Below are 24,875 nucleotides of genomic sequence, written 5' to 3'. Positions count from 1 at the left end.
ACTAACACTCTCCCTTATTTTCCTGTTCTTTCAAAAAGGCTTTGATCTTCTTATCAAAGTCTGACTCTATTTTCTGAATTTTGTTAAACTTTTCATATTCTGATATGGCTTTCTGTTCTGCCTGTTTACGGGATATTTTTCCGAAACCATCTAGTATTTTATATTCATTAAATTCTAGGAATTTCTTTACGCTCTCAGCAAAACTTTCCATGCTAAAACTGGTGCGGCGCTCGATTATCCCTTCAATATAATCAAAAAAACTAGACACGGCTCTTTCCAGTTTTTTGATGTCATCTTCTTGCAGGTAGTTTTTTCCGATTGTGGTATCTGATTTTAGGATGCGGCCATCGGGGGAGTTTTTATATGATTTGATGCCCATTAAGGGTTTGCTGGCATCGACATGGTTATAGATGATTTCCGCGGCTGTTTGACCCGTTATGGCATAGTGAAATTTATCTTGCACATGGGCATAGAACTGTCTTGTTGTATCTGATTTTGGATCATAGTCGATACTGCATTCGGCAAAGATATCTGTGATTTGTTGGTAGATTCTTCTCTCGCTGGCACGGATAGAGCGGATACGCTCTAGCAGCTCTTTGAAGTAGTCCTTACCAAAATAGCGCCCGTTTTTCAGGCGCTCATCATCCATGGCAAAGCCTTTGATGATGTACTCTTTGATTAAATTAGTTGCCCAGATACGGAACTGGGTGGCTTGTGCCGAGTTGACACGGTAGCCGACAGATATCACAGCATCGAGGTTGTAATATTTGGTTTGGTAGTTTTTCCCATCTTCGGCAGTTGTTTCCAAAATGGAAATAACTGACTTTTCTTCTAACTCATTATATTCAAAGATATTTTTCAAATGTTTTGAAACAGCAGGCACACCTACACCAAACAGTTCAGCCATGCGCTTTTGCGTTAGCCACAGGGTTTCATCGTTTAGCAGCACCTCGATTTTTACCTCACTATTCGGAGCTGTGTAAAGAAGAAAGTCCGTTACCTCGTCCTTAACGCTTAATGATGGATATTCGCCTTCGGAGCCATCTTTACTCATAGCCAAGCTCCTTTATATAGCCGTCCATTTCAGTCTCTAGGCTGGCTAGTTGTACTTTTAGTTCTTCGCGTTCTTTACGCACGGCCATCAGGTCGATCTCTTCTTCTTCCTCAAAGGTATCTACATATCTTGGGATGTTGAGGTTGAAATCATTTTCTTTGATTTCGTCAAGATTGGCTAGGTATGAATATTTGTCTGTAGTCTCTCTTGCCTTATAGGTCTCGACGATCTTGTTGATGTTCTCAGTGGTTAGCAGGTTTTGATTTTTACCTGCTTTGCATTCACGGCTGGCGTCGATAAAAAGCACCCCCTCCCGGCCTCCCCCTTGGCAGGGGGAGGCGCTTGATTTGCCTCCCTCCCCTTGGCCGAGAGAGGGGTTTGATTTAGCTCCCTCCCCTGGCAAGGGGAGGGTTGGGGTGGGGTTGCCTTTGCGAAATATCAAAACCGCCGCCGGAATACCTGTGCCGTAAAAAAGCTTTTCCGGCAGACCAATAACACAATCAAGCAAGCCCTCTTCGATCAGTTTCTTGCGAATTTTCCCTTCAGAGCTGCCACGAAATAAAACACCATGCGGAACAACAACGCCCATGCGGCCAGTGCTTGGTTTCATAGTTTCAATCATGTGCAGAATAAACGCATAATCACCTTTAGCCTTTGGTGGTATGCCTCGGCGAAAACGTCCGAATTTATCGTTATCCGCTTCGTCATGCCCCCATTTATCTAAACTAAATGGCGGATTAGCGGTAACGATATCAAAATGCATTAGACCGCCGTTGTTATCCAAAAGTTTTGGATTGCGGATGGTATCGCCCCATTCGATTTTGTGGTTATCTTCACCGTGCAGGAACATGTTCATTTTTGCGAGCGACCAAGTTGATCCGATAGCCTCTTGTCCATAAAGTGCATATTTCTTGCTGTCGAAATTTTCACGGATTTTGCGGCCACATTTCATAAGCAATGAGCCTGATCCACAAGCGGGATCACATATGGTGTCACCTTCTTGTGGGTCTAATAATTCGGCTATTAAGTCGGATACTTCTGGCGGGGTATAAAATTCTCCAGCCTTCTGCCCACCACCTGCGGCGAAGTGTTTGATTAGATATTCATAAGCATTACCGATCACATCGAGTGAACCTACACGGCTAGGACGAAGATTTAATTCATCTTTGGCAAAGTCTTCTAGCAAGTGGCGAAGGATCGTATTTTTTTGTTTCTCTTCACCCAGCTTGTCAGTATTAAAACTGATATCTTGGAAGACTGATTTTGATGCATCACGTAGCTTGGTTCCGTTGGATTCTTCCAAGGCATGAAGTGCTTGGTCAATTCGTTCACCGTTACCGGGTTCATGACGTTTCTCATATAGAGAGTAGAAGCTTGAGGCTTCTGGAAGAACGAAGCGTTCATTTTTCATCATCTCTTTAATAAGCTCTGGTTCATCACCATACTCATCTTTATAGCCATCATAATGGTCTTGCCAAACGTCTGAGATATATTTCAGAAACAACATGGTAAGGATAAAGTCTTTATAGGTATCTGCACTGACAGTTCCACGGAACGTGTCACAGGCTCCCCATAGGGCTTTATTAATAGCACCTTGGCTGATTGGGTTATTCATTTACTGTTGTCCTTCCAGGTTAAGCGCAACATCTTTCATAAGTTTGTCCGCATTGTTTATCAGCTCACGATGAATCAGTTTTTGCTCATGTATATTCTTGTGTAGCTTTAAAATAGTTTGCTGCCTTTGCAGGTTTGGCAGTGAAATAGGTGTTTTATCCAGCGATGTACGCTTAACACTTTTGGCAACGGAACCTTCCGCTTCTTTATCAAAGTAGCGCCTAGCGGGACTCTGATTCAGTTGCCATGCAATAAATTCAGGCAAAGCATTTTGATTTGTCATTCGAATGACAAAGAAATGAGGTGATGCGATGGCAGCTTTAAAAACCCCATCATATAAAGTTGCAAAGATACGAGAGCCACGAGCAATAAATAGGATATCACCCGCTTGTAGCCAATCAGGGGTGCGCTTACTCGGCAAGGAGGTCTCCACAACCGTATCGTGGTTAAGCCCGCTCTCTTCCGATACATCTTTCATCTGGATGGCATGTATACCCGTGCCCGCTTGCTCTTCTATCTTTCCACGAAAAGAGTAGCCTGCGGATATATCTGCAATTTCACTTAAACTAATCATATTATTTCTGCGCCATTACCAATAACGCAATAATAAGTCTAAAAAGCAGCGCCTGCCAATAAATTTAGTGCATTATTAGTAATGCTGCATAGAATCTTCGAAGAATACGGAAGTAAGCGAATCAGCGGTTTGCTGTTGGGGTATAATAAACCAAGATAGGGGGCTGTCGAAACTACCCGCTGCGTTGTCAGGCTGAGTTAAGTTTCCTGAAAAATTTTCTCTACAAATGCCCCATTCGTGAATTATGCACTCTCTCGCTTGTCTATTGATTCCGCACGAAGTATCCGAACTGTTCTCCACAAAAATTATTGTGAAAATCTTGTAATAACGAGGTCTCTATGAAATCTGCAACACCTTTACGCACCCGCGCCGGCGTGTGGATTGAATCCAGTCGGGTTCAATACTTTATTATCGGCTTGATTATATTGAATGCGATCAGTCTGGGGTTGGCGACTTCTGATGCGTTTGAGGCCGAGTATGGCTATTGGCTAACTCTTTTTGATAATGCCGTGTTGACGGTGTTTGTTATTGAAATCTCTACTAAGCTCTACGCTTTCAGGGGGCGGTTTTTTGGCAGCGCATGGAATGTATTTGATTTTGTGATTGTTGCGATTGCTTTGATTCCGGCCAGCGGGCCACTTGAAGTTCTGCGGGTGCTACGTATCTTGCGGGTACTGCGACTAATCTCTCTCGTCCCCCAACTGCGCGTGGTTGCTGAGGCGCTGTTGGGTGCGATTCCTGGTATCGTTTCAGTGGCAGGTTTGATGTCGATTATTTTCTATGTATTTTCGGTAATGGCGACAGAGCTGTTTGGTGCTGACCACCCCGAGTGGTTTGGCTCACTGGGCGGCTCAATGTATACCCTGTTCCAGATAATGACCCTGGAGAGCTGGTCGATGGGGATTGTCAGGCCGGTAATGGAGACACATGCTTATGCGTGGGCATTCTTCATCCCCTTTATTTTGATCGCTACATTCACCATGTTGAATCTGTTTATCGCGATTATCATTGATGCCATGCAGAGTGTGCAAGCAAACAAAACGGAGCAAGATAAGGAGAGCATTGAGGCGGTGGTGCAGACTGAGCATCAACAGTTAAGCGGTGAAATACAGGGCTTGAAGCAGGATATTAATGAGCTTAAGTCGCTGCTGCGAGAAAACCGAAAATCGCGTTAGAGCAGCGTCTGGCTGGGTTTAAGCTGAGCAAAAATTGAGCACCCCAGGAGGCTGTCGGACTTAGGGTGACACATCAAACATACGCTGCAACGCGGTGCGTGCCTGCTCAGCCTCTTGGCTTTCAACCTTTACCTGGTTAATTACCCGACCTTCCACCAGTGACTCAAGGATTTTGCAGAGCTGCAGCGGGTCGATCCGGAACATGGTTGAGCACATGCAGACCATCGGTGACATGAAGTGTACGTTTTTGCCCTCATGCTTAAACTGCTCGTGCAGGCGATTAACCAGGTTAAGCTCGGTTCCTACTAGCCAGCGGCTGTCCGGCTCTGAGTCACGAATAACATTGATAATATATTCGGTGGAGCCGACATAGTCGGATTTCTGGCAAACTTCGAAGCTCGACTCCGGGTGTGAAATTACTTTTCCATCCGGGTACTTCTCCTTGAAGCGGTCAATATGTTCAGGTTTGAACATTTGATGGACCGAGCAAAAGCCTTTCCAGAGGATCATCTTGGCGTTGTTGATCTCTTCAGCGCTCAGGCCACCCATGGGCTGATCAAAATCCCACACCACCATCTCTTCCAGCGGAATGCCCATCTTGTAGCCGGTATTACGCCCTAGGTGCTGATCAGGAAAGAAGAGAATTTTCTCCTTCTGACTAAATGACCACTGCAGCACGCTCTGTGCGTTGGTCGAGGTGCAGACAATTCCACCGTGGCGAGCACAAAAAGCCTTCAGGTCAGCTGCCGAGTTGATATAAGTGACCGGGGTGATGGATGACTCGGCATCCAGCACTTCATTCAGCTCCCGCCAAGCGCGTTCGACATTAGCCAAATTGGCCATATCCGCCATTGAACAGCCTGCTGCGAGGTCTGGCAAGAGAGCGATCTGCTCCGGGCGAGAGATAATATCCGCAACTTCCGCCATGAAATGTACACCACAAAAGACAATGTACTCGGCATCCGATGCGGCGGCGGCGCGTGAGAGCTTGAGGGAGTCACCCGACACATCCGCATGCTGAAACACCTCGTCACGCTGGTAGTGGTGCCCCAAAATCATTACCCGCTTACCTAGCGCCGCCCTGGCTACAACAATACGTTCCTGAATCTCCTGATCACTTAGCTGATCACTCAATTGCTGCCTATCAATGGTCATTGTGGCCATAGCCCTGTCTCTTCACTGGCAAGGGTGGCTTGCGCCACCGGTTATTACTCGGATGGCTGCTGGGTGCGCTGGCGAATGCCCAGCTCTCGCAACTGCTTATCATCAACAGCTGAGGGCGCGCTGGTCAACATACAGCTGGCACTCTGCGTCTTGGGAAATGCCATCACCTCGCGTATTGATGATGCACCGGTCATCAACATCACCAGCCGATCCAGACCAAAGGCTAGCCCGCCATGGGGTGGGCAGCCGTGTTTGAGTGCATCCAAAAGAAAACCAAACTTATCCTGCGCCTCTTCGTCACTGATACCCAGGGTGCGGAAAACGGCTGTTTGCATCGCCTCACGGTAGATACGAATTGAACCACCGCCTATTTCGGTACCATTTAAGACGCAGTCATAGGCACGGGAGAGTGCCGTGGCCGCCTTGTCCTGCAACTGTTCGGGCGAAATATCACTGCTGGGTGCTGTGAACGGGTGGTGAAGCGCTGTATAGCGGTTGGCCTTCTCATCCCACTCAAACATGGGGAAGTCGACTACCCAGAGAGGCTTCCAGCCGCGTGTCACCAAGCCACGGTCGTGCCCCAATTTGACACGCAGTGCGCCCAGTGACTCATTAACAATATTTGCTTTATCTGCACCAAAGAAGACTAAATCGCCATCTTCTGCGCCGGTGCGCTGCATAATTGTTTTGATTGTCTGATCCGGCAAAAACTTCAAAATGGGTGATTGCAAGCCTTCACGGCCCGCCGCAACATCATTGCATTTGATGTACGCTAAGCCTCGAGCACCGTAGATACCAACGTATTTGGTATAGTTATCAATCTCTTTACGGCTTAGCTCGGCACCTTTGGGCAGTCGCAACGCAGCAACACGCCCCTTGGGATCGCTTGCCGGGCCAGAGAAGACTTTAAACTCAACATCCTTTAATACATCGTCGATATCGACCAGCTCCAAAGGAATGCGAAGATCAGGCTTATCAACACCAAAGCGGCTAATCGCTTCGGAATAGGGCATACGGGGGAATGGGTTAGGCAGTGCCACTTCCAGCACCTTGGCAAACACCTCGCGCAACATATCTTCTGTTATCGCCATGATTTGATCCTCATCCATAAACGAGGTCTCAATATCCAGCTGTGTAAACTCTGGCTGACGATCGGCACGCAGATCTTCATCGCGGAAACAGCGCACCACTTGGTAGTAGCGATCAATACCCGAAACCATCAACAGCTGCTTGAACAACTGGGGCGACTGCGGCAACGCAAAAAAGCTGCCTTGGTGGGTACGACTCGGCACCAGGTAATCCCGCGCACCCTCTGGGGTTGCCTTGGTCAGGATGGGGGTTTCAACATCAAGGAAGCCCTGATTATCCAGGAAGTTACGCAACACACGGGTAACATCTGAGCGAATCTTCAGACGCTGAAACATCTCGGGGCGGCGCAGGTCAATATAACGGTAACGAAGTCTATGCTCTTCCGAAACCCGCTCATCATCCAGTTGGAAAGGGGGCGTTTCTGCCTGACTAAGCACTTCGAGTTCAAGGGCTAAAATCTCTATTTGACCGGTTGCCATTTCTGGGTTGATTGTCCCCTCAGGGCGCGCCCGTACCTTGCCCACAACCCGCAACACATATTCGCTGCGAATGCGCTCGGCGGCGGCAAACATCTCATGTCTGTCTGGGTCGAAGACAATTTGCACCAACCCTTCCCGATCACGCAGATCAACAAAAATAACACCGCCATGATCACGACGACGATGAACCCAACCACAAAGCTGTACTTCCTGGTCAACCAATAACTCATTCACATGGCCGCAATAGTGGCTACGCATTATTCTTTCCTTCCAAAAAACGGGCTAGTAATAAAAAAGAGAGGAAAATACTACGGATTGAGCGAGCCACATGCAAGCGTTGTGATCCCCGCATCAAATCCGACCCAGACCTTCTCATCTAGTTGGTGGGACAACCGTTGCAGCCACCACCGGTCATACAAGGAGGGACGGCATCCGCAGTGGAGCCCGCGCCCTCGCGCTGGGAAGAGACATCGGCAGAGGCTGACATCAACTTCTTCATCTCGGTACCAGCACAATCAGGGCAACACGCCAGTGGCGAATCACTCAGCTTTTGCAAAACTTCGACTTGATGCCCACACGACTGACATCGATACTCATAAAATGGCATAAACCAACACACCCTAATGGCTGTTAAAAGCGCTTCAATTTTGCAAATTATACCCTAAGTCGCGCCCATTGCCGCAATCAATATTCACCTAGCGGCCAGAACCCATAAAACACCATGCACCACTTTTAGCCTCTGGGAGGCTGTCGGACTGAGGTGATCGTAGCGAGGGAAAGCCATTTTGAGTCCATTTTTTGATCGTTTGAGGCGAATATTGGGCATATTCAACGAAAAGGATCGGAGAAAGGGGCCTGAATGGCTTTTCCGCAGTCGATTCACCCTCAGTCCGACAGCCTCCTGATATGTATTGACCCCTGCGTGGGCACAAGAGCGAGCCAACATCTGCCCCGGATATTTCATGAATCATTCAGGCTACAGCGCCATTTTGATTTTTACAGGTGTTCATAATAAGCTGGCTGCCAATATCCTTTTAGCCACCGCAACACCTCAAAGGCAGAAAAAGCATGAATGATAGCGAGAGCAACGTAAGCTTCTACCAAAGCGTCAACCTGATGGCGGATAAAGCGATGCAGGTCATCGGGCTTGATAGTGGAACCGCCCAAGCCATCAAGAGTTGCAGCTCGGTTTTGCAGGTTCAATTCCCGGTGAAAATCCGCGATAAAATTGAAGTATTTACCGGTTGGCGCGCCGTACATAGCACCCACCGCCTGCCCGCCAAAGGAGGGATTCGCTACGCCCCTTATGCTAATCAGGATGAAGTGGAAGCCCTGGCGGCACTCATGACCTATAAATGCGCCCTGGTGGATGTTCCGTTTGGCGGCTCTAAAGGTGCATTGCTCATTGACCCCAAAAAATATACTCGCGATGAGCTTCAGCTGATCACCCGGCGCTTCACCCTAGAGTTGGTACGCAAAGGATTTTTGAGCCCCTCCACCAACGTCCCTGCCCCGGACATGGGCACCGGCGAGCGTGAAATGGCGTGGATGGCCGACACTTACAAACATCTGCACCCGGAAGATATCAACTACCTCGCCTGTGTCACCGGCAAGCCGGTACACCACGGAGGAATTCGCGGCCGCAAAGAGGCGACCGGACGTGGCGTTCAATATGCGCTACAAGAGTTTTTCAGGTACCCGGAAGATCTTAAGCTGGCCGGTCTCAGCGGTGAGTTGAAGGGAAAACGCATTGTCATTCAGGGTTTTGGCAATGTGGGATACCATGCGGCAAAGTTTCTCAGCAAAGAGGATGGCGCGATAATTGTGGGTATTATCAAGAGCGACGGCTACCTCTACAATGAGGATGGTCTTGATATTGAGGCGATCTATCAACACGTCACCGCACATAAAACCTTACAAAACTTCCCCAATGCACGCTTTAGCAGTGAGACCGAAGAGGGCTTAAAGCTCGACTGCGACATTCTCATTCCCGCCGCGATGGAGGCGGTTATCCACGAAGGTAATTCGAGTGAAATCAAAGCGAAATTAATTGTCGAAGCGGCCAACGGCCCCATTACTTACTGTGCAGATGAGCTACTGCGACAACGTGGCGTGGTGATCATTCCCGACTTTTTTGCCAATGCCGGGGGCGTAATCGTCTCCTATTTTGAGTGGATTCGAAACATCTCACACATCCGCTTTGGCCGCCTGCAGCGCCGCCATGATGAACTGCGCCACCAACACTTCACTTCGCTACTGGAGCAGTTGACCGGTACCACCATCTCCAATGAGCTTCGTGAAGGAATGGAGCAGGGTTCAGAAGAGATCGACTTTGTTCGCTCTGGCCTGTATGACACCATGCGCACTGGCTATTGTGAGCTGCGTGAAGTTTTTCACAACAATGAAAAAGTAACGGATTTACGCACCGCAGGCTATGTAGTTTCGCTGAAAAAAATCTCACGAACCTACCTGGATATTGGCATCTATTAACCCTGCACCCAGCAGACTGAGGCAACACGAAAGTGAATGACACCTCAAAATAACGACCTCCCCCTTGTATTGAAGCAGTATTTCACTAAAACCCAGTTCAGCATGAATATTAGACAATACCATTGACATTTTGTAGGGGAAAAACATGTCCGGCTACCGAATTACGCTCTTGATACTCGCCACCACCCTCCTGTTAGGTGGCTGCTCCACCAAGGAGCTAAAGGAGGAAAATGAGGTACTCAAGGTTCAACTGCAACAAGAGGAGGCCAGCCAGCAGCAGCTGCGCAAAGATTACGACGAGCAGCTGGAGAGCCAGCAACAGCTCTCTGACAGAGAGCAGAAAAAAGCTCGCTCCGAAATTGAAGCGTTGCGCCTTGACTTGGATGAAGCACTACGCCAGAACAATATCAAGGTTCAAAAAATAGAAAACCTTACCGTTATCGAGCTGGATCAAACCGCCCTCTTCCCTTCGGCTCAGGTGAGTCTCACCGCAGAGGGAAAAACAGTGGTGAAGGAAATTGCAGCCACCTTAAACCGTTACCCTGGCTACTATATCCGCATCGAGGGGCACAGCGACAGCCTCCCCCTCAACCAAGAGCTCAAATATCGCTATATTTCCAACTGGGAGTTATCCGCCATTCGTGCGGCTACGGTAGCTAAATATATGATCTACGCGCTAGATGTACCCAGAACCCATATTTCGATTGCCGGTTATGGCGACACCCGCCCCATTGCAGACAATCAAACCAAGGAAGGGCGGGCAAAGAACCGCCGCATTCGCGCCGTCATCTTTAAACCCCGCCCATAGCGCGTGATCAAACGCCACCAAAAAGCCGCTACTGCATCAGCAAGTAGCGGCTTTTTTATTACCTATCGTCTGAGCATTTAAGCCGCTCAGCGTCGCTGGCTATTTAATATCTAAGAGCAGCTTAGGGTTGGTTACCCGCTGGCGATCACCCGTATAAATACTAAATACCGTGACTTTATATTCAGCGTTTTCGTGGAAGTGGATATGACACAAGTTCACCTCGCTTGAGTCGGAAGCTGCACCAAAAACACGCTTATCACCACCCGCCTGACTATCTATATTCCGTGGCGTTTGTGGTCCAAAACCTTCACATGCCTCACTCTGCTTATCATCTGCAAAGGTACCCGCAGAGAACAAGACCCAAAGCCAACACCAGGCACACCCTCACACGATCTAAGTACTACCTCAGCATCAACATGCCCTTATATACATTATATTTTTTATTGTTTTTGCTCAAGCTTTAGCAATTACCTGCCGAAAAATATGGAAATAGGCTTTCACTGGTAATGGACACCACCATGAAAAAAATTATTTTCAACATTTTGTTAATCCTTTTACTGCTACCGCCACAACTCGCAGCTGATGAGGTCGCTGGTTGGGATGCCTATTTAAATGGCGACTATCCATCGGCCCATGACCAATGGCTGCCCATTGCAAAGCAAGAAAATGCTGAAATTCAGCATATGTTGGGGTTTATGTATCTGGAGGGTCAAGGGGTTCAGCGTGATGCAGTAGAGGCTAAAAGATGGTTTGAAAAGGCGGCTGCCAATCACTATACCGCAGCAACCTTTGCGATTGGCACACTGTACGAAAATGGTGAAGGGGTGGCTATCGATAAGGCAATGGCACTCAAACTCTATATAGAGTCTGCACAGGCTGGCTTTATTCATGGGCAGCTCTATCTTGGGTTGCAATATATCAATGGTGGCCTGGCGGCAGCGGATCATGAGAGATCATTATACTGGTTTCAGCTTGCCGCCGATGCGGATGACCCGGCAGCGCAAAACTACCTCGCGATTTTTTACTGGGAAGGGATCGGGGTTGCTCAAAATATTGAGCAGGCACTCCAGTGGTATCGACAAGCGGCCGATCAGGGCTTTGCCGCTGCGCAAATCGCTTTGGGAGAGATTTACCTGGCAGGCAACCGGGTTCATCAGGATACCTTTATTGCCATGGAGTGGTTTTTTAAAGCCGCTGCAAAGGGTGAGAGTGAAGCACAATACACCTTGGGCCGCATCTATCTGGATGGGTTAGAGACGGGTGATGTGCTGCGCAATCTGCACCACGCCCACAAGTGGCTTCGCCTCGCTGCAAACCAGGGGCATGAACTGGCTCGAGGCGAGCTGGAAAACCTCAAACGTGCTCAGGCAAATAACCGCAAGAAATATCCGCCACTCCTGCGGGACAGCATCTACAATCGTTATGGTTAAGCGGCCCTTTACTACAGAAATCGAGCCAGCAGACCATACTGAAACGCTCTCTTCTCCAGCGGGATCATCACTTCATGGCCACCACCAGCGGCCTGCGTTACTGGCTGACCCTTGAGATTTTCCATCTGTTCCAGTTTGAAGCGGTAATTACCTTCCGGGTGTATCAACTCCAACTCATCCCCCACCACTATTTTATTTTTGGCCAAAATCCGCGCCATACCACGCTCATCATCATAATCTTTGATCTCACCTACAAACAGCTGGGTATTGGCCTTTGAGTTGCCATCAATATAATTTTGATGCTCAGCGGTGTGGTGCCGCTGGTAAAAGCCGTCGGTATAACCCCGGCTGGCTAACCCCTCCAACTTACCAAACAGTTCAGGGTTGAAGGGTCGGCCAGCCACCGCATCATCAATCGCCTGACGATAGATCTGTGTGGTGCGCGCCACATAGTAATGGGATTTGGTACGCCCTTCTATCTTAAGGGAGTCGATACCCATCTCGGCGAGACGCTGCACATGCTCCACCGCACGCAAATCTTTGGAGTTCATAATGTAGGTGCCGTGATCATCTTCAAAGATCGGCATACTCTCGCCGGGTCGTCCTTTCTCCTCAATTAAATAGGGACGATTGGCCAGCGGATGTCTTTTCATACCGCCAAGATCTGTGATGCCGGTTTGATTCATCGCAGCGAAGGGGTCAAAATCGAGCTTTTGTATATCGCCACTCACACCCTCTTCTGCATTTTCCATTTTATACTCCCAACGACAGGAGTTGGTGCAGGTGCCCTGATTGGGGTCGCGGTGGTTAAAGTAACCCGACAACAAGCAGCGGCCAGAGTATGCGATACAGAGTGCGCCGTGAACAAACACCTCCAATTCCATATCAGGGCAGCGCTGGCGAATCTCTTCGATCTCATCCAGTGACAGCTCCCGGGAGAGAATCACCCGCGAGAGGCCGATCTTCTCCCAAAACTGTACATCCGCATAGTTCACCGCATTCGCCTGCACCGAGAGATGAATCACCTGGTCAGGAAATGTTTCGCGCACCATCATAATCAGCCCCGGGTCAGACATGATCAACGCGTCTGGCTTCATGGCGATTACCGGCTCAATATCCCGCAGATAGGTTTTTACTTTTGAGTTATGGGGCATGACGTTAGATGCCACAAAAAACTGCTTCCCCTGTGCGTGTGCCTCATCAATCCCTATTTGCAGGTTTTCCAGCTGAAAATCATTATTGCGCACTCGCAAACTGTAGCGTGGCTGTCCGGCATAAACAGCGTCCGCGCCATAAGCGAAGGCATAACGCATATTATGCAGGGTGCCTGCAGGGGCTAGTAACTCAGGTTTCTTCATAGGTGTTAGCTTCTTGGTACTGGAAAATAGAGTCGCTGATTATAACCAAGCGATGGAGTTGGTGATAGCGGTTACCCTGAAAAGGGCTAAAAAGAGTCTCTCTCACCCGCGCATCCAGCCGTGAAACCGCTCCGCCCATTTCAGCAACCGCTGGGGAGCATGGGTTCGCTTCCACTCACCTGCCACATACTTATTGGCCTCTGTCATGGTGGGGTAGATATGGATAGTGCCGAGGATTTTATTCAGCCCCAAGCCGTGCTTCATTGCCAGCACATACTCGGCAATCAAATCAGCCGCACGCTCCCCGACAATCGTCACGCCTAATATTTTATCTTTACCCGGCACCGTGAGCACTTTCACAAAGCCATGCGCCTCACTATCAACAATTGCCCGGTCCAGCTCATCCATATCAAATCGGGTCAACTCATAGGCGACACCTTGCGCCTTGGCCTCCCGCTCATTCAACCCCACCCGTGCCACCTCCGGCTCGGTAAACGTCGCCCAGGGGATCACCGAATAATCCACCTTAAACTTTTTCAAGCGACCAAACAGTGCATTTACCGTGGCATACCACGCCTGATGAGCGGCGGTGTGGGTGAACTGAAACGGCCCGGTAACATCACCCACCGCGTAGATATTGGGGTATTTTGTCTGTAAGTACTCATTCACTTCAATAGTGCCATTCCCTCGGGTTTCGATACCCAGCGCCTGCAAACCAAAACCCTCACTGTTCGCCTCTCGCCCCACGGCCAATAGTAGCTGGTCAAACTCAATTTCAACAGCGGCCCCCAGATACTCACACAGCAGTGATTTTTGCTCGCCCTCTATTTTAAACGCCTTAGCCACATGGGCGGTTTTCACCACCACCCCCTCCGTAGCAAAACGCCCTGCAACCAGGACAGAGACATCGTCGTCTTCACGGGGCAGGAGGCGGGCATCACGCTGTATAATAGTCACCTGACTGCCAAGGCGCGCAAAACATTGCGCCAGCTCACAACCGATGGGCCCGCCACCCATAATCAGCAACCGCTCAGGAGATGCTCGCAAACTCCAGATAGTCTCTGAGGTGAAGTAGTTAATCTGTTCAATCCCCGGCAGTTCGGGAATGCGCGGACGCGCCCCGGTGGTGATCACAATATTACGGGTCGTCAGCGTTTGGCCATTCACCTCCACCGTCCAGGGCGAAGTGATTTTTGCTTCACCCTGAATGACATCCACTCCCAGAGCACTGTAGCGCGCCACTGAGTCATGTGGTTCAATCTGCTTGATCACCTGTTGCACCCGCTCCATCACCTGTGCGAAATCAAACTCAACCGTTGCTGAACCGATACCAAACTCGCTGCAGCGTGATATCTGGTTTATATATCTGGCTGAACAGATCAACGCCTTTGATGGGACACAACCGGTATTCAGGCAGTCACCGCCCATTTTATGCCGCTCAATCAGGGATGACTTTGCCTTGGTAGCCGCAGCGATATATGTACTTACCAACCCGCCAGCTCCCGCGCCGATGGCAATCAAATTGCGGTCAAACTTTTTCGGTGGACGATACCCTCTATAGAGCCGGTTTTGTTTAACTAGATTGATCACACTTTTAGCTATCCAGGGGAAAATGCCCAGCAAAACAAACGAAGCGAGCAGAGCCGGGGATAAAACATCGGCAACGGAGTCCAGCTGCGCCAGCTGGGTTCCGGCATTAACATACACCACTGTACCCGCCAACATACCCAGCTGGCTAACCCAGTAGAAGCTGCGTGTTTTTAGTGGTGTAAGCCCCATCAGCAGGTTAATCATAAAGAAGGGAAAGAGCGGCACTAAGCGCAGGGTAAACAGATAGAACACCCCATCCCTCTCCACCCCTTGGTTGATCGCTTTTAATTTGCGAGCAAAACGTGCCTGCACCCAATCACGCAGCAGAAAGCGCGACACCAAAAATGCCAAAGTTGCGCCAATAGTGGAGGCGAAGGAGACGATAATCACCCCCCATAACAGGCCAAACACGGCACCGGCCGCCAGCGTCATAATTACCGCCCCCGGCAACGACAACGCCGCCATTACCACATAAATAACAAAGAAAAGGGCGGCCATTTGCCAGGGGTTGGCCATTTGAAATTCGGCAATTGCGCTCTGCTGGCTTTTGAAATAATCCAGGCTGAAAAATGCACCCAGATCAAAAACAAAAAACAGTGTGATCGACAACGCAACCATAGCCAACAGCAACCACTTGTTAAAATTCATCTATTGAACGACCTTGTATTGAACTCACTGAACATTTCCACACATAAAAAAAGTTATCCACAACAGTTGACAGGTGACAACATGGCATGGAAAATCACCCTACACTAAACATGAGTAAGTCTGCCTCAAAACCCCATGAACCGCCGCACTCACACACACTTTAAACCATTATGGATGGCCTATCTCACCATTCTGGCGCTCTTGTTTGTGCAAAATTTGCCGCTTCACAGCCACCTCACTCATAGCCAACAGCACGATTCAGCGGCCCTTGAAGAGCCTGCAGAGGGCGGCGTATCCATACACATCATGCCCTCTGATACTAATGACCTGCTCTACGGCCCCGATAGCGAATTTGAGCTCTCATCCGATGGCGCGGTCAAAAACCTTAAACTGAATGATAGCCTGTTTGTCATGCTACTCTTCGGCATCATACTCTTCGTTACCCTTTTAAGTCGTGGCCAAGAGTACTCAAGCTGCTTTACCGCGCCATACAGCTCCCAAAAAGCCCGTTTCACCCCCCCTCCACGCGCACCACCCTGTTAACCCCTCCCGATTGGAATAGTGTAATTTCATTTTAAGCCATAGCGCTTGGATCAGTTTGCACCTATATTTCACCCGACTATTCCCATTACACCTGTCGTTAGCCACTCATTAATGGCCTACGCAGTGATTGTTACCGTTTATCCAGCGTTCAGGAGATATACCGTGTTAAAAGGTATTTTAAAGTACACCATTATACTGCTTTTTAGCAGTAACCTTGCCGCCCAGACGACGTGGGACTTAACCACTACAGTGCAGCAAGTGCTGCAGGAGGCACCCGAGCGCCAAGCGGCTGAAGCCGAAATACTAAGCCGCCAGGGCGCTAAACAGCAGGCGGGCGTCTGGCCCAACCCGACTATTGAGCTGGGCTTCAGCAATTCGCTGGGCAAAGAGGATGGTGCCGGTGGCCATGATTTTGACCAATTCACCATCAGTCAACCACTCCCTTTTTTAACGGGCCGCCTCAAGGGACAGCGCAAACAGGCGCAAGCCAACCTTCAGCAGGCTGAAGCACAGCTCGCCGAGCAGAAGCTGCTGCTGGAGTATCAAGCCTCTCAGGTTTTCCACAATCTACAGCTGCACCTTGCACTCTTTCAGTTGGCACAACAACAGCTGGAAGCCGCCAATGAGTTCCAACATATTGGCCAGCGCCGTGAACAGGCGGGTGATCTCTCTCGCTTGGCACGGCTACGCCTTGATATGGTACGCGAGGCCGCCAAGCAAGCCATCACCTCTGCTGAAGGTAAAGTCAGCGAATCACTCTCTGATTTCCAAACATTGGTAAATAGGCGTCACCACAACCCACAGCTGACGGCGCTCGACCAGCCACCCGCCCTACCCAACCTGGCAACGCTGGAGGCCCAGCTTGAAAATCACTCATCCATTAGGGCTGCTCGCCAAGCCGTAGAGGCAGCTCGTAACGGGGTGACCATCGCCCGTGCCAATCGTTTTTCTGACCCTGAAATATGGCTAAGCAGTGAACGCAGCTTTGTTGGAGACCGCCGACAAAATGTTACCGCACTCGGTGTATCGGTAACGGTACCGCTGTGGGATCGAGGCACAGGTAATATTGACTCCGCGCAGGCAACCCGACAGAAGGCGCAATTTGAGGTAAATGCACTGCAACGCAACCTGGGTAATCGCCTGCGCCTCAACCACCTGCACTTGTCTCACCTGATTGAGCAAGCGAACGATTATCGCCACCATGTACTGGAACCGGCCAATGAGATATTCCAACTGACCCGCAAGGGATTCTCCTCGGGCCAGGTTGAAATCCTTAACCTGGTGGATGCCGTTGATACCTATTTCAATGCCCGCAGCCGTTATCTTGAGCTGTTACAAGAGGCCTGGCTCGAGTCCGCAGAGCTGCGCCGCAGCGCGGGTATTTCGTTATTCACCACACAACCGTCTATTAATGAAGGAGCCGCACAATGAAGCGCTTATTCTTAAACCCCCTTTTGCTCACACTGGTTACACTGCCTGCGATACTTCTTCCAATGACGGCAGCCGCACTGGAGTTAACCCCACAACAGATCAGCACTGCAAATTTGACCACTAGCCCCGTCACAGAGCGACAAGCCGCGGCAACACTGCGAGTAAATGGCACCTTGCGTGCAGACCAGCAGCGACTATTTCGTGTCTCGCCCGTAGTTGATGGGCTGGTCACCGAACTTAACGTAGTCGAGCAGACCCAGGTGCGTAAAGGCCAAGTGCTGGCTATCTTATACAGCAACACCCTGGGCCAGGCACAAGCCGATTATCTGGCGGCATTGGCTCACTATGATGTGGCGCAGGCCGATTACCAGCGCATCAAAAGCCTGCGCGAGGATGGCGTAGTCTCTGAGAGCCGCCTGATCGCCGCTGACAGCCAATATAAAACAGCCCACGCGATACTCGACCAGCACCATCGAGCACTCACACTCACAGGCATGACACCTTCACAAATTGAAAAGATTGCCCAACACCCTGATAACATCGCTGAATACCCGCTAATAAGCCCAACAGAGGGCATTTTATTAAGCGTAAGCGCTGAAAACGGACAGATGCTGGCGGCGGGTGAAACCGCTTTTCGCATCGCAGACCTTAGCGTGGTATGGGCGAATATTCGCATTCCCGTTGCGCGCATCAGCGATGTTCAGATCGGTGCCAAAGCGACACTAAAGGTGGCCGCCTACCCACAAATGAGTTTCAACGGCCAGCTCGAAACACTCAGCGGCGAAGTGGATGAGAGTAGCCAGACCCTTGCCGGACGGGTGGTCATTAACAACAAACAGGGGCTATTACGCCCCGGCATGTATGTTCAAGCCCAACTTGAGGGTGCTCGCTATTCAGGTTTGATGGTTCCAGAAAGTGCCCTTTTCCGCCGTGGCAATGAAAACTACCTCTTTGTCGTCACCGGGCCGGGCCAGTACCAGCCAACCCAAGTCACCGTCCGTCCGCCTCAAGGTGGCTGGGTTAAGGTTGAATCAGGTATCAGCGCCGGTGTTGAAGTGGTCAGTGACGGTGTCGCCGAGCTCAAGTCCCACTGGCAGTACCAGGGAGGTGAGTAGACCATGATTCATTCACTGATTCGTTTTGCCCTGGTACAGCGGCTGATGCTGCTACTACTGGCGCTGGGAATGACCGGTGCCGGCATGTGGGCATTTAACACCCTGCCCATCGATGCCTTCCCCGAGATCTCCTCACCCCAGGTGCAGGTCATCGTTAAGGCTCCGGGGCTTTCGCCCTCCGAGGTCGAAAACCGCATCACCTACCCCATCGAGCTGGAGATGCAGGGTTTGGCACGCCAAACCATACTGCGCTCGACCACTAAGTATGCATTGAGCATCATCGTGATTGATTTCGAAGATGGCACCGACATCTACTGGGCTCGCCAGCAGGTCACCGAGCGCCTTAATCAGGTCTGGGGGGATCTCCCCACCGGTATTGAAGGCGGCCTGGGCCCCATCACGACACCGCTCGGCGAAGGGTATATGTACCGCATAAACGGCGACGACTACAGCAATCAGGAGTTACGCCGAATTCAGGACCGGATTATCCGCCCACGTCTGCGCGGCGTTGATGGGGTTGCCGAAGTCAACTCGCTGGGTGGTGAAGTCAAGGTCTATGAAGTGGTTGCCGACCCTGTAGCGCTCGCCTCTTATGGGCTTGAAATCAATGATCTAGAGCGTGTACTGCAAGCGAATAACCGCAATGCGGGTGGCGACCGAATCAACCGCAACAATGAAGTGCTCTTAGTGCGAACCATCGGCCAGCTGCGCACCATGGAAGATATCGGTAGCATTACGGTGGCCAGCGATAACGGCATTCCGATACATATCCGCGATGTTGCCGAAGTGCGCATCAACTCACTAACACGCTACGGTGCAGTCACTGCCGATGGTGAGGGCGAAGTGGTCACCGGCTTGGTACTGCTGCGCCGGGGTGCCAACAGCCGCTCCACAATAGAGGCGGCCAAGCAGGCCCTTGAAGAGCTAAAACCAGCCCTTCCAGAAGGGGTTACCATCAGCGCTTTCTATGATCGAACCGAGCTGGTCAACGATGCCATCTGGACCGTTGAGAAAGCACTGGGTGAGGCGGTTATCCTGGTGTTAATCGTCTTATTAGTCATGCTGGGCAACCTCCGAAGCGCACTCACCGTAGCACTGATTCTACCCCTCTCGGTGATGTTCACCTTCATCATGATGCGCCTGTTTGATGTGAGTGCCAATCTCATGTCACTGGGTGGCTTGGCCATTGCCATCGGTATTCTGGTTGATGCAGCAGTGGTGGTGGTAGAGAATATCCACACCCGGCTCAGCAAAGCCCCGCCCGGTGTCAGTCGTCTACACCTGATCTATCGTGCAGTCATCGAGGTTTCGACGCCCGTTATCTCGGGTATCCTGATTATTATCACGGTCTTTTTACCGCTATTCAGCCTTTCCGGGCTAGAGGGTAAAATGTTCACCCCACTGGCAGTGACCATCAGTTTTGCGCTGATCGGTTCGCTGATTCTCTCACTCACTGTTATCCCGGTAATCGCCAGCTTCTTAATGCGTGGTGGGAGTGAAGATGATGGCCGCCTCCTCAGTGCACTCAAAAGCGTCTACCTGCCGGTAATGCGCTGGGCACTGCGCCAACGGGCAGTTGCGATTAGCGGTGCGCTGGTTGGGCTGGCGATTTCTGCCGTGCTGTTTACCATGATCGGTCGAGAGTTCATGCCAGTGATGGATGAAGGCACCACGGTGGTGATCATCGAAAAGCTACCCAGCATCTCACTGGAGCGCTCACTGGAGCTGGATGCACCGTATCAAAAAGCGATTATGGAGCTTCCTGAAGTGACCGGTATCGTCTCGCGAACCGGTGCCGATGAGTTGCGTATGGACCCCATGGATCTTAACCAAACAGATAACTTCCTGATCACCAAACCAAGAAGTGAATGGACCATTACACTCGAGGAGTTTCAAGCAAACCTGCGTGAAAAGCTGGACACGTTTATCGGCATCGACTACGCCTTCACCCAGCCCATTGATATGCGCGTCTCTGAGATGCTGACCGGTGTGCGCGCCGCCATGGCAATTAAACTCTATGGCGACGACCTGAGCCTGCTTGAAGAAAAATCCAAGCAGATCGAAGAGCTGATCAATAATATACCGGGTGCGGTTGATGTCTTTCGCAACCAGCTCTCAGGCCAAGTCTACCTACAGATTGAGATTCGCCCGGCATCGATCGCCCGCTTTGGTATCAACATTGAAGACATCAACCGCCTTATCGAAGTTGCGGTGGGTGGCCAAGTGGTCACCGAAGTGATCGAAGGGAGCCAGCGAATTGGCGTGTTACTACGCTACCCTGAGCAGGTGCGCACCTCACCCCAGGCGATCAGTGCACTCCTGGTCAGCGCACCCAATGGCCACAGAATCCCACTTAGCAGCCTCGCTGATATAAGCGAAGTGGATGGCCCGGTGGTTATCTCACGAGAGTCCGCCAAGCGGCTGGTGGTGATTCAATCCAATGTTGAAGGCCGCGATGTGGTCAGCTTTGTAGAGGAGGTACGTCACACAATAGAGCAGCAAGTACAACTGCCACAGGGCTACTATGTCACCTTCGGTGGGCAGTTTGAGAATCAACAGCGGGCTGCACAGCGCCTCGCACTGGTCGTCCCTCTGGCGATTGTGTTGATCTTTTTAATGCTCTTCACCACCTTCCGCTCACTGGGACAAGCGGGGTTGATCATCCTCAACATCCCCTTTGCCATGATCGGCGGTGTGGTCGCCCTCTACTTCTCCGGGCTCTATCTATCAGTGCCCGCCTCGGTAGGCTTCATCACCCTGTTCGGGGTCGCCGTACTCAACGGCGTCGTGATGGTGAGTTACTTCAACCAGCTGCGTGAAGCGGGCCGCACGGTGCTCGAGGCGGTACAAGAGGGTGCAGAGCGACGGCTGCGGCCGGTGCTGATGACCGCACTCATCGCCAGCTTAGGGCTGGTGCCACTACTCACCGCCACCGGGCCAGGCTCTGAGCTGCAACGGCCACTGGCAGTGGTTGTTATTGGTGGCCTGTTCACCTCGACACTGCTCACCCTTATTCTACTGCCTACCCTCTACGCCTGGCTTGAAGGGCGCAAAGAGCAGCGCAAAGGAGCACAGCTATGAAAAATCTCAGCATCGTGATACACGCGAGTGCCCAGCAGACACTGGCCGATAACCTGCGGGCACTCGAACAGGTCACCGGTTTCACCTTTAGCCCTGTAGAAGGCCACTCCGAATTCAGTGAGGAGGATCCCTTCCTCTCAGCACAGGACAAAGTGGTCGGCTATATACCGCGAGTTCGGGTCGATATTTTACTGAAAGATGAAGATGTCAACCAAGTCATCACCGCGATAACCGGCCAGAATAGCCTAAGCGGGCAAGGCATTTACTGGGTTAGTCCGGTAGAACAACAGGGGCGACTATAAATAAGCCCTGAACAAAAAAGCCCCCTTACACATCCTGTGTAAGGGGGCACACTTCACAATAAGAAATGGCGTCACTCAACAACGGCATCTCTGCACAAAATGATAGCCAGCTGAAAGCCCAGTAACTTTTTACACTGATTGAAAAACCTCTTCTAAGGTGACACTCATCACCGCTGCTTCTCCGCAATCCACAGCGACATATAGCGAGTGCTTTTATATTGATGATGCTGCAACATCTGCCCTGTAAAATTATTGCGCCGCCGCTGTTCACGTTGCACCAAACACTGGTTAACTTTTTCTAACAGCGCAGTACCTCGCCTCTCCTTATTAAAAAACTGCTCAACAATCAAAAAACCTGCGCGTTGCTTCTGCTGCCACAACCGCTGATCGCTGTATAACTCAACAGCCGCCGCCACAAAATAGCTCACCTCATCAGCAACCAGCCCTCCCCAGGGGAGGCCACCGTGCATCGCCTCCATACCAATGGCGGTGGTCACATTGGGTGTACCACAACGCATCGCATCGGCTAGCTTACCTTTTATACCGGCCCCAAAGCGTAAGGGTGACAGACAGACTCTGGCCTCGCGCATCACCTGCATGGCATCGTCGACCCAACCTTTAACATGAAAGCCCTGTTTGGGATTATGAAGCTGAGTCGCTTTAGGGGGTGGGTATGCACCGTAAATATGTAGCTCTGCCTGGGGAAGCGCCTGTCGAATGGCGGGCCACAGAGTCTGCTTTAGCCACAGCACTGAATCCCAGTTAGGGGGGTGGCGAAAATTACCTATAGCCAGAAAGTGCTGGCGCTGTTCAAAGCTCGGCAGCCCCTCTGCTGCAAAGGGTGCCTCCAGCATAAAAGGCTGGTGGTGCAACAGCGTGGCCGGAACACCCAGCTGCTCAGTCAGTATCTGCAACTCATAATCTGAAACCACCAGGCTCAGATCACAACGGTAGATCGCCGCCACCTCACGGAAAGCCACCTCGCTCTGTAGATCATTCAGAGAAAATGGCCGCTGCTGTTTAAGCGCCTGCTGACGTGCCAGACGCAATGAGTGCAGATCCTCCATATCCAAAATGCGCAGAGCCTCAGGTACTTGCTCTGCTACCCGCCAGCCGTACTGTTCCTCGGTCATAAAGCGGTCGAACAACACGACATCTGGCTGTAGTTCAACCATAAACAGATCAAAGCAGGCACTGTTAAGCTTAATCGTCGCGGTCGAAACACCCAAGGCTTCAATATCTGACATATGTGTCGTTGGGTTAGCTGCCGAAGCAAAGGTGATGGACCACTGCTGATCCACAAACAACCGAATTAACGTCATCATGTTAACGCCTGCCGCAGAAGAGCGCGGCTCAGGCCAGACAGAGCCAATAATCAGAAGGTGCGGCATAAAGCAGTCTCGTTGCTGTTGAAGATTAGGAGCAGTAAGGGGCCGGCCGTCTCCTGCCTGGCGACCCTCAAGCTGGCAGCAGGCGACTCTTCAGGGTGAAAAGCAACCCAAATTTTCACCTACATTATTTTGTCTCAAAAGGCAGTAGAGGCAAACCGAGTGCTTTAAGAAATTCATTATGTTTACGGGTGGTCTCTACAATATTCTTTTCAAGGCCAACAAGCTCATCATTTACAACTTTTAAATCAACTTTTTTCTCTGGCTTGGCGGTGCTCACATAACGGGAAATATTCAAGTTGTAATCGTTCTTTTCAATCTCTTCCATCGAAACACGACGGGCGTAACGCGTATCTTCTTTACGGTATTGGTAGGTATCGATGATCTTGTCGATATGCTCAGGCAACAGACGGTTTTGTCGTTTACCTTTTTCAAAATGTTCGCTGGCATTGATAAACAGCACATCATCCGGTTTCTTGCAGCGTTTTAACACCAGAATACAAACCGGGATACCGGTAGAGAAAAACAGATTGGCCGGCAGACCGATCACGGTGTCGATATGCTGGTCTTTGAGTAGCTTGGTACGAATACGCGCCTCAGCACCACCTCGGAACAGAACACCGTGGGGCAGAATAATCGCCATCACGCCGTCATCACTGAGAAAGTGAAAACCGTGCAACAAAAAGGCGAAATCAGCAGCTGATTTGGGTGCCAGGCCGTAGCTTTTAAAACGGAAATCTTCGCCCAGTGCGTCCGTTGGCTTCCAGCGATAACTAAACGGCGGGTTGGCAACCACGGCATCACATTGCAGTTTTTTGGCGGGGTTCATTTCATTCAACAAATCCCACTCATTCAGCAGTGAATCACCGTGGTGAATGTCGAACTCGGCATCTTTCACGCCGTGCAGCAGCATGTTCATACGCGCCAGGTTGTAGGTAGTGATATTTTTTTCCTGGCCGTAAATTTTGCCGATACCGTGCGACCCCATTTTTTTGCGCACATTAAGCAATAGCGAACCCGAACCACAGGCGAAATCCAGCACCCGCTTGAGCTTTTTCTTTTTGCCGGTGGCGGGCTCATGTCCGTCCAGCGTGACAATGGCGGAGAGGATGCTGGAAATCTGTTGCGGGGTGTAAAATTCACCCGCCTTTTTACCAGAACCGGCGGCAAACTGACCGATCAGGTATTCATAGGCATCACCCAGCGCATCGCTGTCACTACTGAACTCGGCAATGCCTTCGGCGATTTTCTGGATAATGGTACAGAGCTTTTCATTGCGTGCTTTGGGTGTTTTGCCCAGCTTTTCCGAGTGCAGATTGATTTCCGAGAACAACCCTTGAAAGGTACTCTCGAAGGATTTTTCTTCAATATACTTAAAGCCATTCCACAGCGTATCCAGCAAATCATCGTGTTGGGTGCGCGCCATTTCGGCAATACTGCTCCACAGAAATTGCGGCTCGATGACATAATGCACCTTGAGGCGCATTTGTTTTTCAAAGTCGGCAATATCCGCACTGTTATCTTCATACCAGATGGCCAGTG

Annotated in this window: 20 protein-coding genes; 9 read left to right on the top strand and 11 right to left on the bottom strand. The window is 50.6% G+C overall.

The genetic code is table 11. The features are described from left to right. Position 1: 1 nt before the first annotated feature. The 3 genes from L3J94_06930 to L3J94_06920 are packed head-to-tail and all read right to left on the bottom strand — an operon-like array spanning position 2 to position 3,242. Positions 2-1,054, bottom strand: a complete 1,053-nt coding sequence (locus L3J94_06930; GenBank protein MCF6218476.1) for a virulence RhuM family protein — start codon at positions 1,052-1,054, stop codon at positions 2-4. After that, on the bottom strand, positions 1,047-2,669 hold the full coding sequence (locus L3J94_06925; GenBank protein ID MCF6218475.1) for a type I restriction-modification system subunit M: 1,623 nt from the start codon (positions 2,667-2,669) through the stop codon (positions 1,047-1,049). The genes L3J94_06930 and L3J94_06925 overlap by 8 nt, the downstream gene beginning before the upstream one ends. Next, positions 2,670-3,242 carry a restriction endonuclease subunit S gene (locus L3J94_06920; GenBank protein ID MCF6218474.1) on the bottom strand — a complete coding sequence of 191 codons (573 nt, stop codon included), beginning with the start codon at positions 3,240-3,242 and terminating at the stop codon, positions 2,670-2,672. It abuts the gene before it with no gap. Between the two features lie 338 nt (positions 3,243-3,580). Here L3J94_06920 and L3J94_06915 point away from each other — a divergent pair, with 338 nt between their 5' ends. Then, positions 3,581-4,417 (top strand): ion transporter, encoded by an 837-nt coding sequence (locus tag L3J94_06915; GenBank protein MCF6218473.1) that lies wholly within the window; start codon positions 3,581-3,583, stop codon positions 4,415-4,417. Positions 4,418-4,477: 60 nt separating this feature from the next. On the opposite strand, the gene nadA is transcribed toward L3J94_06915, so the two are convergent. From nadA to L3J94_06900, 3 genes are all read right to left on the bottom strand, one after another. After that, the gene (nadA, locus tag L3J94_06910; protein MCF6218472.1) at positions 4,478-5,581 is read right to left on the bottom strand and encodes a quinolinate synthase NadA; all 1,104 of its coding nucleotides are present in this window, start codon (positions 5,579-5,581) and stop codon (positions 4,478-4,480) included. Between the two features lie 44 nt (positions 5,582-5,625). After that, positions 5,626-7,407, bottom strand: coding sequence for an aspartate--tRNA ligase (aspS, locus tag L3J94_06905; GenBank protein MCF6218471.1), 1,782 nt, complete (start codon positions 7,405-7,407; stop codon positions 5,626-5,628). A 118-nt stretch (positions 7,408-7,525) separates the two neighbouring features. Beyond that, complete coding sequence (locus L3J94_06900) at positions 7,526-7,756, bottom strand: zinc ribbon domain-containing protein (GenBank protein MCF6218470.1); 231 nt, start codon at positions 7,754-7,756, stop codon at positions 7,526-7,528. A gap of 461 nt (positions 7,757-8,217) precedes the next feature. Between L3J94_06900 and L3J94_06895 the strand changes: the two genes are divergently transcribed. Both L3J94_06895 and L3J94_06890 read left to right on the top strand, forming a co-directional pair. Further along, a complete protein-coding gene (locus L3J94_06895; GenBank protein MCF6218469.1) occupies positions 8,218-9,639 on the top strand; it encodes a Glu/Leu/Phe/Val dehydrogenase in 1,422 nt (473 codons plus the stop codon). A 145-nt stretch (positions 9,640-9,784) separates the two neighbouring features. Further along, positions 9,785-10,447: a flagellar motor protein MotB gene (locus tag L3J94_06890; protein MCF6218468.1), complete on the top strand. Its 663-nt coding sequence runs from the start codon at positions 9,785-9,787 to the stop codon at positions 10,445-10,447. A gap of 99 nt (positions 10,448-10,546) precedes the next feature. Here L3J94_06890 and L3J94_06885 read toward each other — a convergent pair whose 3' ends face one another. After that, positions 10,547-10,804, bottom strand: a complete 258-nt coding sequence (locus L3J94_06885; protein ID MCF6218467.1) for a hypothetical protein — start codon at positions 10,802-10,804, stop codon at positions 10,547-10,549. A 161-nt stretch (positions 10,805-10,965) separates the two neighbouring features. Between L3J94_06885 and L3J94_06880 the strand changes: the two genes are divergently transcribed. Beyond that, the gene (locus tag L3J94_06880) at positions 10,966-11,877 is read left to right on the top strand and encodes a sel1 repeat family protein (GenBank protein MCF6218466.1); all 912 of its coding nucleotides are present in this window, start codon (positions 10,966-10,968) and stop codon (positions 11,875-11,877) included. 11 nt (positions 11,878-11,888) lie between these two features. On the opposite strand, the gene yegQ is transcribed toward L3J94_06880, so the two are convergent. After that, the gene (gene yegQ / locus L3J94_06875) at positions 11,889-13,235 is read right to left on the bottom strand and encodes a tRNA 5-hydroxyuridine modification protein YegQ (protein ID MCF6218465.1); all 1,347 of its coding nucleotides are present in this window, start codon (positions 13,233-13,235) and stop codon (positions 11,889-11,891) included. A 102-nt stretch (positions 13,236-13,337) separates the two neighbouring features. Next, the gene (locus tag L3J94_06870) at positions 13,338-15,473 is read right to left on the bottom strand and encodes an FAD-dependent oxidoreductase (GenBank protein MCF6218464.1); all 2,136 of its coding nucleotides are present in this window, start codon (positions 15,471-15,473) and stop codon (positions 13,338-13,340) included. A 135-nt stretch (positions 15,474-15,608) separates the two neighbouring features. On the opposite strand from L3J94_06870, the gene L3J94_06865 reads away from it, so the two are divergent. The 5 genes from L3J94_06865 to L3J94_06845 all read left to right on the top strand — a co-directional run bounded on the left by L3J94_06865 (position 15,609) and on the right by L3J94_06845 (position 21,945). Next, positions 15,609-16,016, top strand: a complete 408-nt coding sequence (locus L3J94_06865) for a hypothetical protein (GenBank protein ID MCF6218463.1) — start codon at positions 15,609-15,611, stop codon at positions 16,014-16,016. Positions 16,017-16,178: 162 nt separating this feature from the next. Next, positions 16,179-17,447: a TolC family protein gene (locus L3J94_06860; protein ID MCF6218462.1), complete on the top strand. Its 1,269-nt coding sequence runs from the start codon at positions 16,179-16,181 to the stop codon at positions 17,445-17,447. Then, entirely contained in the window at positions 17,444-18,562 is a 1,119-nt protein-coding gene (locus tag L3J94_06855; GenBank protein MCF6218461.1) for an efflux RND transporter periplasmic adaptor subunit, read from the top strand. The genes L3J94_06860 and L3J94_06855 overlap by 4 nt, the downstream gene beginning before the upstream one ends. A 3-nt stretch (positions 18,563-18,565) precedes the next feature. Next, positions 18,566-21,643: a CusA/CzcA family heavy metal efflux RND transporter gene (locus tag L3J94_06850; GenBank protein MCF6218460.1), complete on the top strand. Its 3,078-nt coding sequence runs from the start codon at positions 18,566-18,568 to the stop codon at positions 21,641-21,643. Then, positions 21,640-21,945, top strand: coding sequence for a P-II family nitrogen regulator (locus tag L3J94_06845; GenBank protein MCF6218459.1), 306 nt, complete (start codon positions 21,640-21,642; stop codon positions 21,943-21,945). The genes L3J94_06850 and L3J94_06845 overlap by 4 nt, the downstream gene beginning before the upstream one ends. 167 nt (positions 21,946-22,112) lie before the next feature. Here the strand turns inward: L3J94_06845 and L3J94_06840 are convergent, their stop codons facing one another. Further along, a complete protein-coding gene (locus L3J94_06840; protein MCF6218458.1) occupies positions 22,113-23,336 on the bottom strand; it encodes a glycosyltransferase family 4 protein in 1,224 nt (407 codons plus the stop codon). Positions 23,337-23,460: 124 nt separating this feature from the next. After that, positions 23,461-24,875, bottom strand: a 1,415-nt coding sequence (locus L3J94_06835; GenBank protein ID MCF6218457.1) for a type I restriction-modification system subunit M, incomplete at its 5' end; no start/stop codon positions are given.

It is taken from the genome of Gammaproteobacteria bacterium, assembly GCA_021647245.1.
Lineage (GTDB): Bacteria > Pseudomonadota > Gammaproteobacteria > RBG-16-57-12 > RBG-16-57-12 > JAFLJP01.
This window is presented reverse-complemented; position numbering and strand designations above follow the sequence as displayed.

What these genes read in the sequence shown, in the direction of transcription:
- L3J94_06930 (MCF6218476.1), bottom strand. Translation starts at nt 1,054, where the DNA reads ATGAGTAAAGATGGCTCCGAAGGCGAATATCCATCATTAAGCGTTAAG.
- L3J94_06925 (MCF6218475.1), bottom strand. Translation starts at nt 2,669, where the DNA reads ATGAATAACCCAATCAGCCAAGGTGCTATTAATAAAGCCCTATGGGGA.
- L3J94_06920 (MCF6218474.1), bottom strand. Translation starts at nt 3,242, where the DNA reads ATGATTAGTTTAAGTGAAATTGCAGATATATCCGCAGGCTACTCTTTT.
- L3J94_06915 (MCF6218473.1), top strand. Translation starts at nt 3,581, where the DNA reads ATGAAATCTGCAACACCTTTACGCACCCGCGCCGGCGTGTGGATTGAA.
- nadA (MCF6218472.1), bottom strand. Translation starts at nt 5,581, where the DNA reads ATGGCCACAATGACCATTGATAGGCAGCAATTGAGTGATCAGCTAAGT.
- aspS (MCF6218471.1), bottom strand. Translation starts at nt 7,407, where the DNA reads ATGCGTAGCCACTATTGCGGCCATGTGAATGAGTTATTGGTTGACCAG.
- L3J94_06900 (MCF6218470.1), bottom strand. Translation starts at nt 7,756, where the DNA reads ATGCCATTTTATGAGTATCGATGTCAGTCGTGTGGGCATCAAGTCGAA.
- L3J94_06895 (MCF6218469.1), top strand. Translation starts at nt 8,218, where the DNA reads ATGAATGATAGCGAGAGCAACGTAAGCTTCTACCAAAGCGTCAACCTG.
- L3J94_06890 (MCF6218468.1), top strand. Translation starts at nt 9,785, where the DNA reads ATGTCCGGCTACCGAATTACGCTCTTGATACTCGCCACCACCCTCCTG.
- L3J94_06880 (MCF6218466.1), top strand. Translation starts at nt 10,966, where the DNA reads ATGAAAAAAATTATTTTCAACATTTTGTTAATCCTTTTACTGCTACCG.
- yegQ (MCF6218465.1), bottom strand. Translation starts at nt 13,235, where the DNA reads ATGAAGAAACCTGAGTTACTAGCCCCTGCAGGCACCCTGCATAATATG.
- L3J94_06870 (MCF6218464.1), bottom strand. Translation starts at nt 15,473, where the DNA reads ATGAATTTTAACAAGTGGTTGCTGTTGGCTATGGTTGCGTTGTCGATC.
- L3J94_06865 (MCF6218463.1), top strand. Translation starts at nt 15,609, where the DNA reads ATGAACCGCCGCACTCACACACACTTTAAACCATTATGGATGGCCTAT.
- L3J94_06855 (MCF6218461.1), top strand. Translation starts at nt 17,444, where the DNA reads ATGAAGCGCTTATTCTTAAACCCCCTTTTGCTCACACTGGTTACACTG.
- L3J94_06850 (MCF6218460.1), top strand. Translation starts at nt 18,566, where the DNA reads ATGATTCATTCACTGATTCGTTTTGCCCTGGTACAGCGGCTGATGCTG.
- L3J94_06845 (MCF6218459.1), top strand. Translation starts at nt 21,640, where the DNA reads ATGAAAAATCTCAGCATCGTGATACACGCGAGTGCCCAGCAGACACTG.
- L3J94_06840 (MCF6218458.1), bottom strand. Translation starts at nt 23,336, where the DNA reads ATGCCGCACCTTCTGATTATTGGCTCTGTCTGGCCTGAGCCGCGCTCT.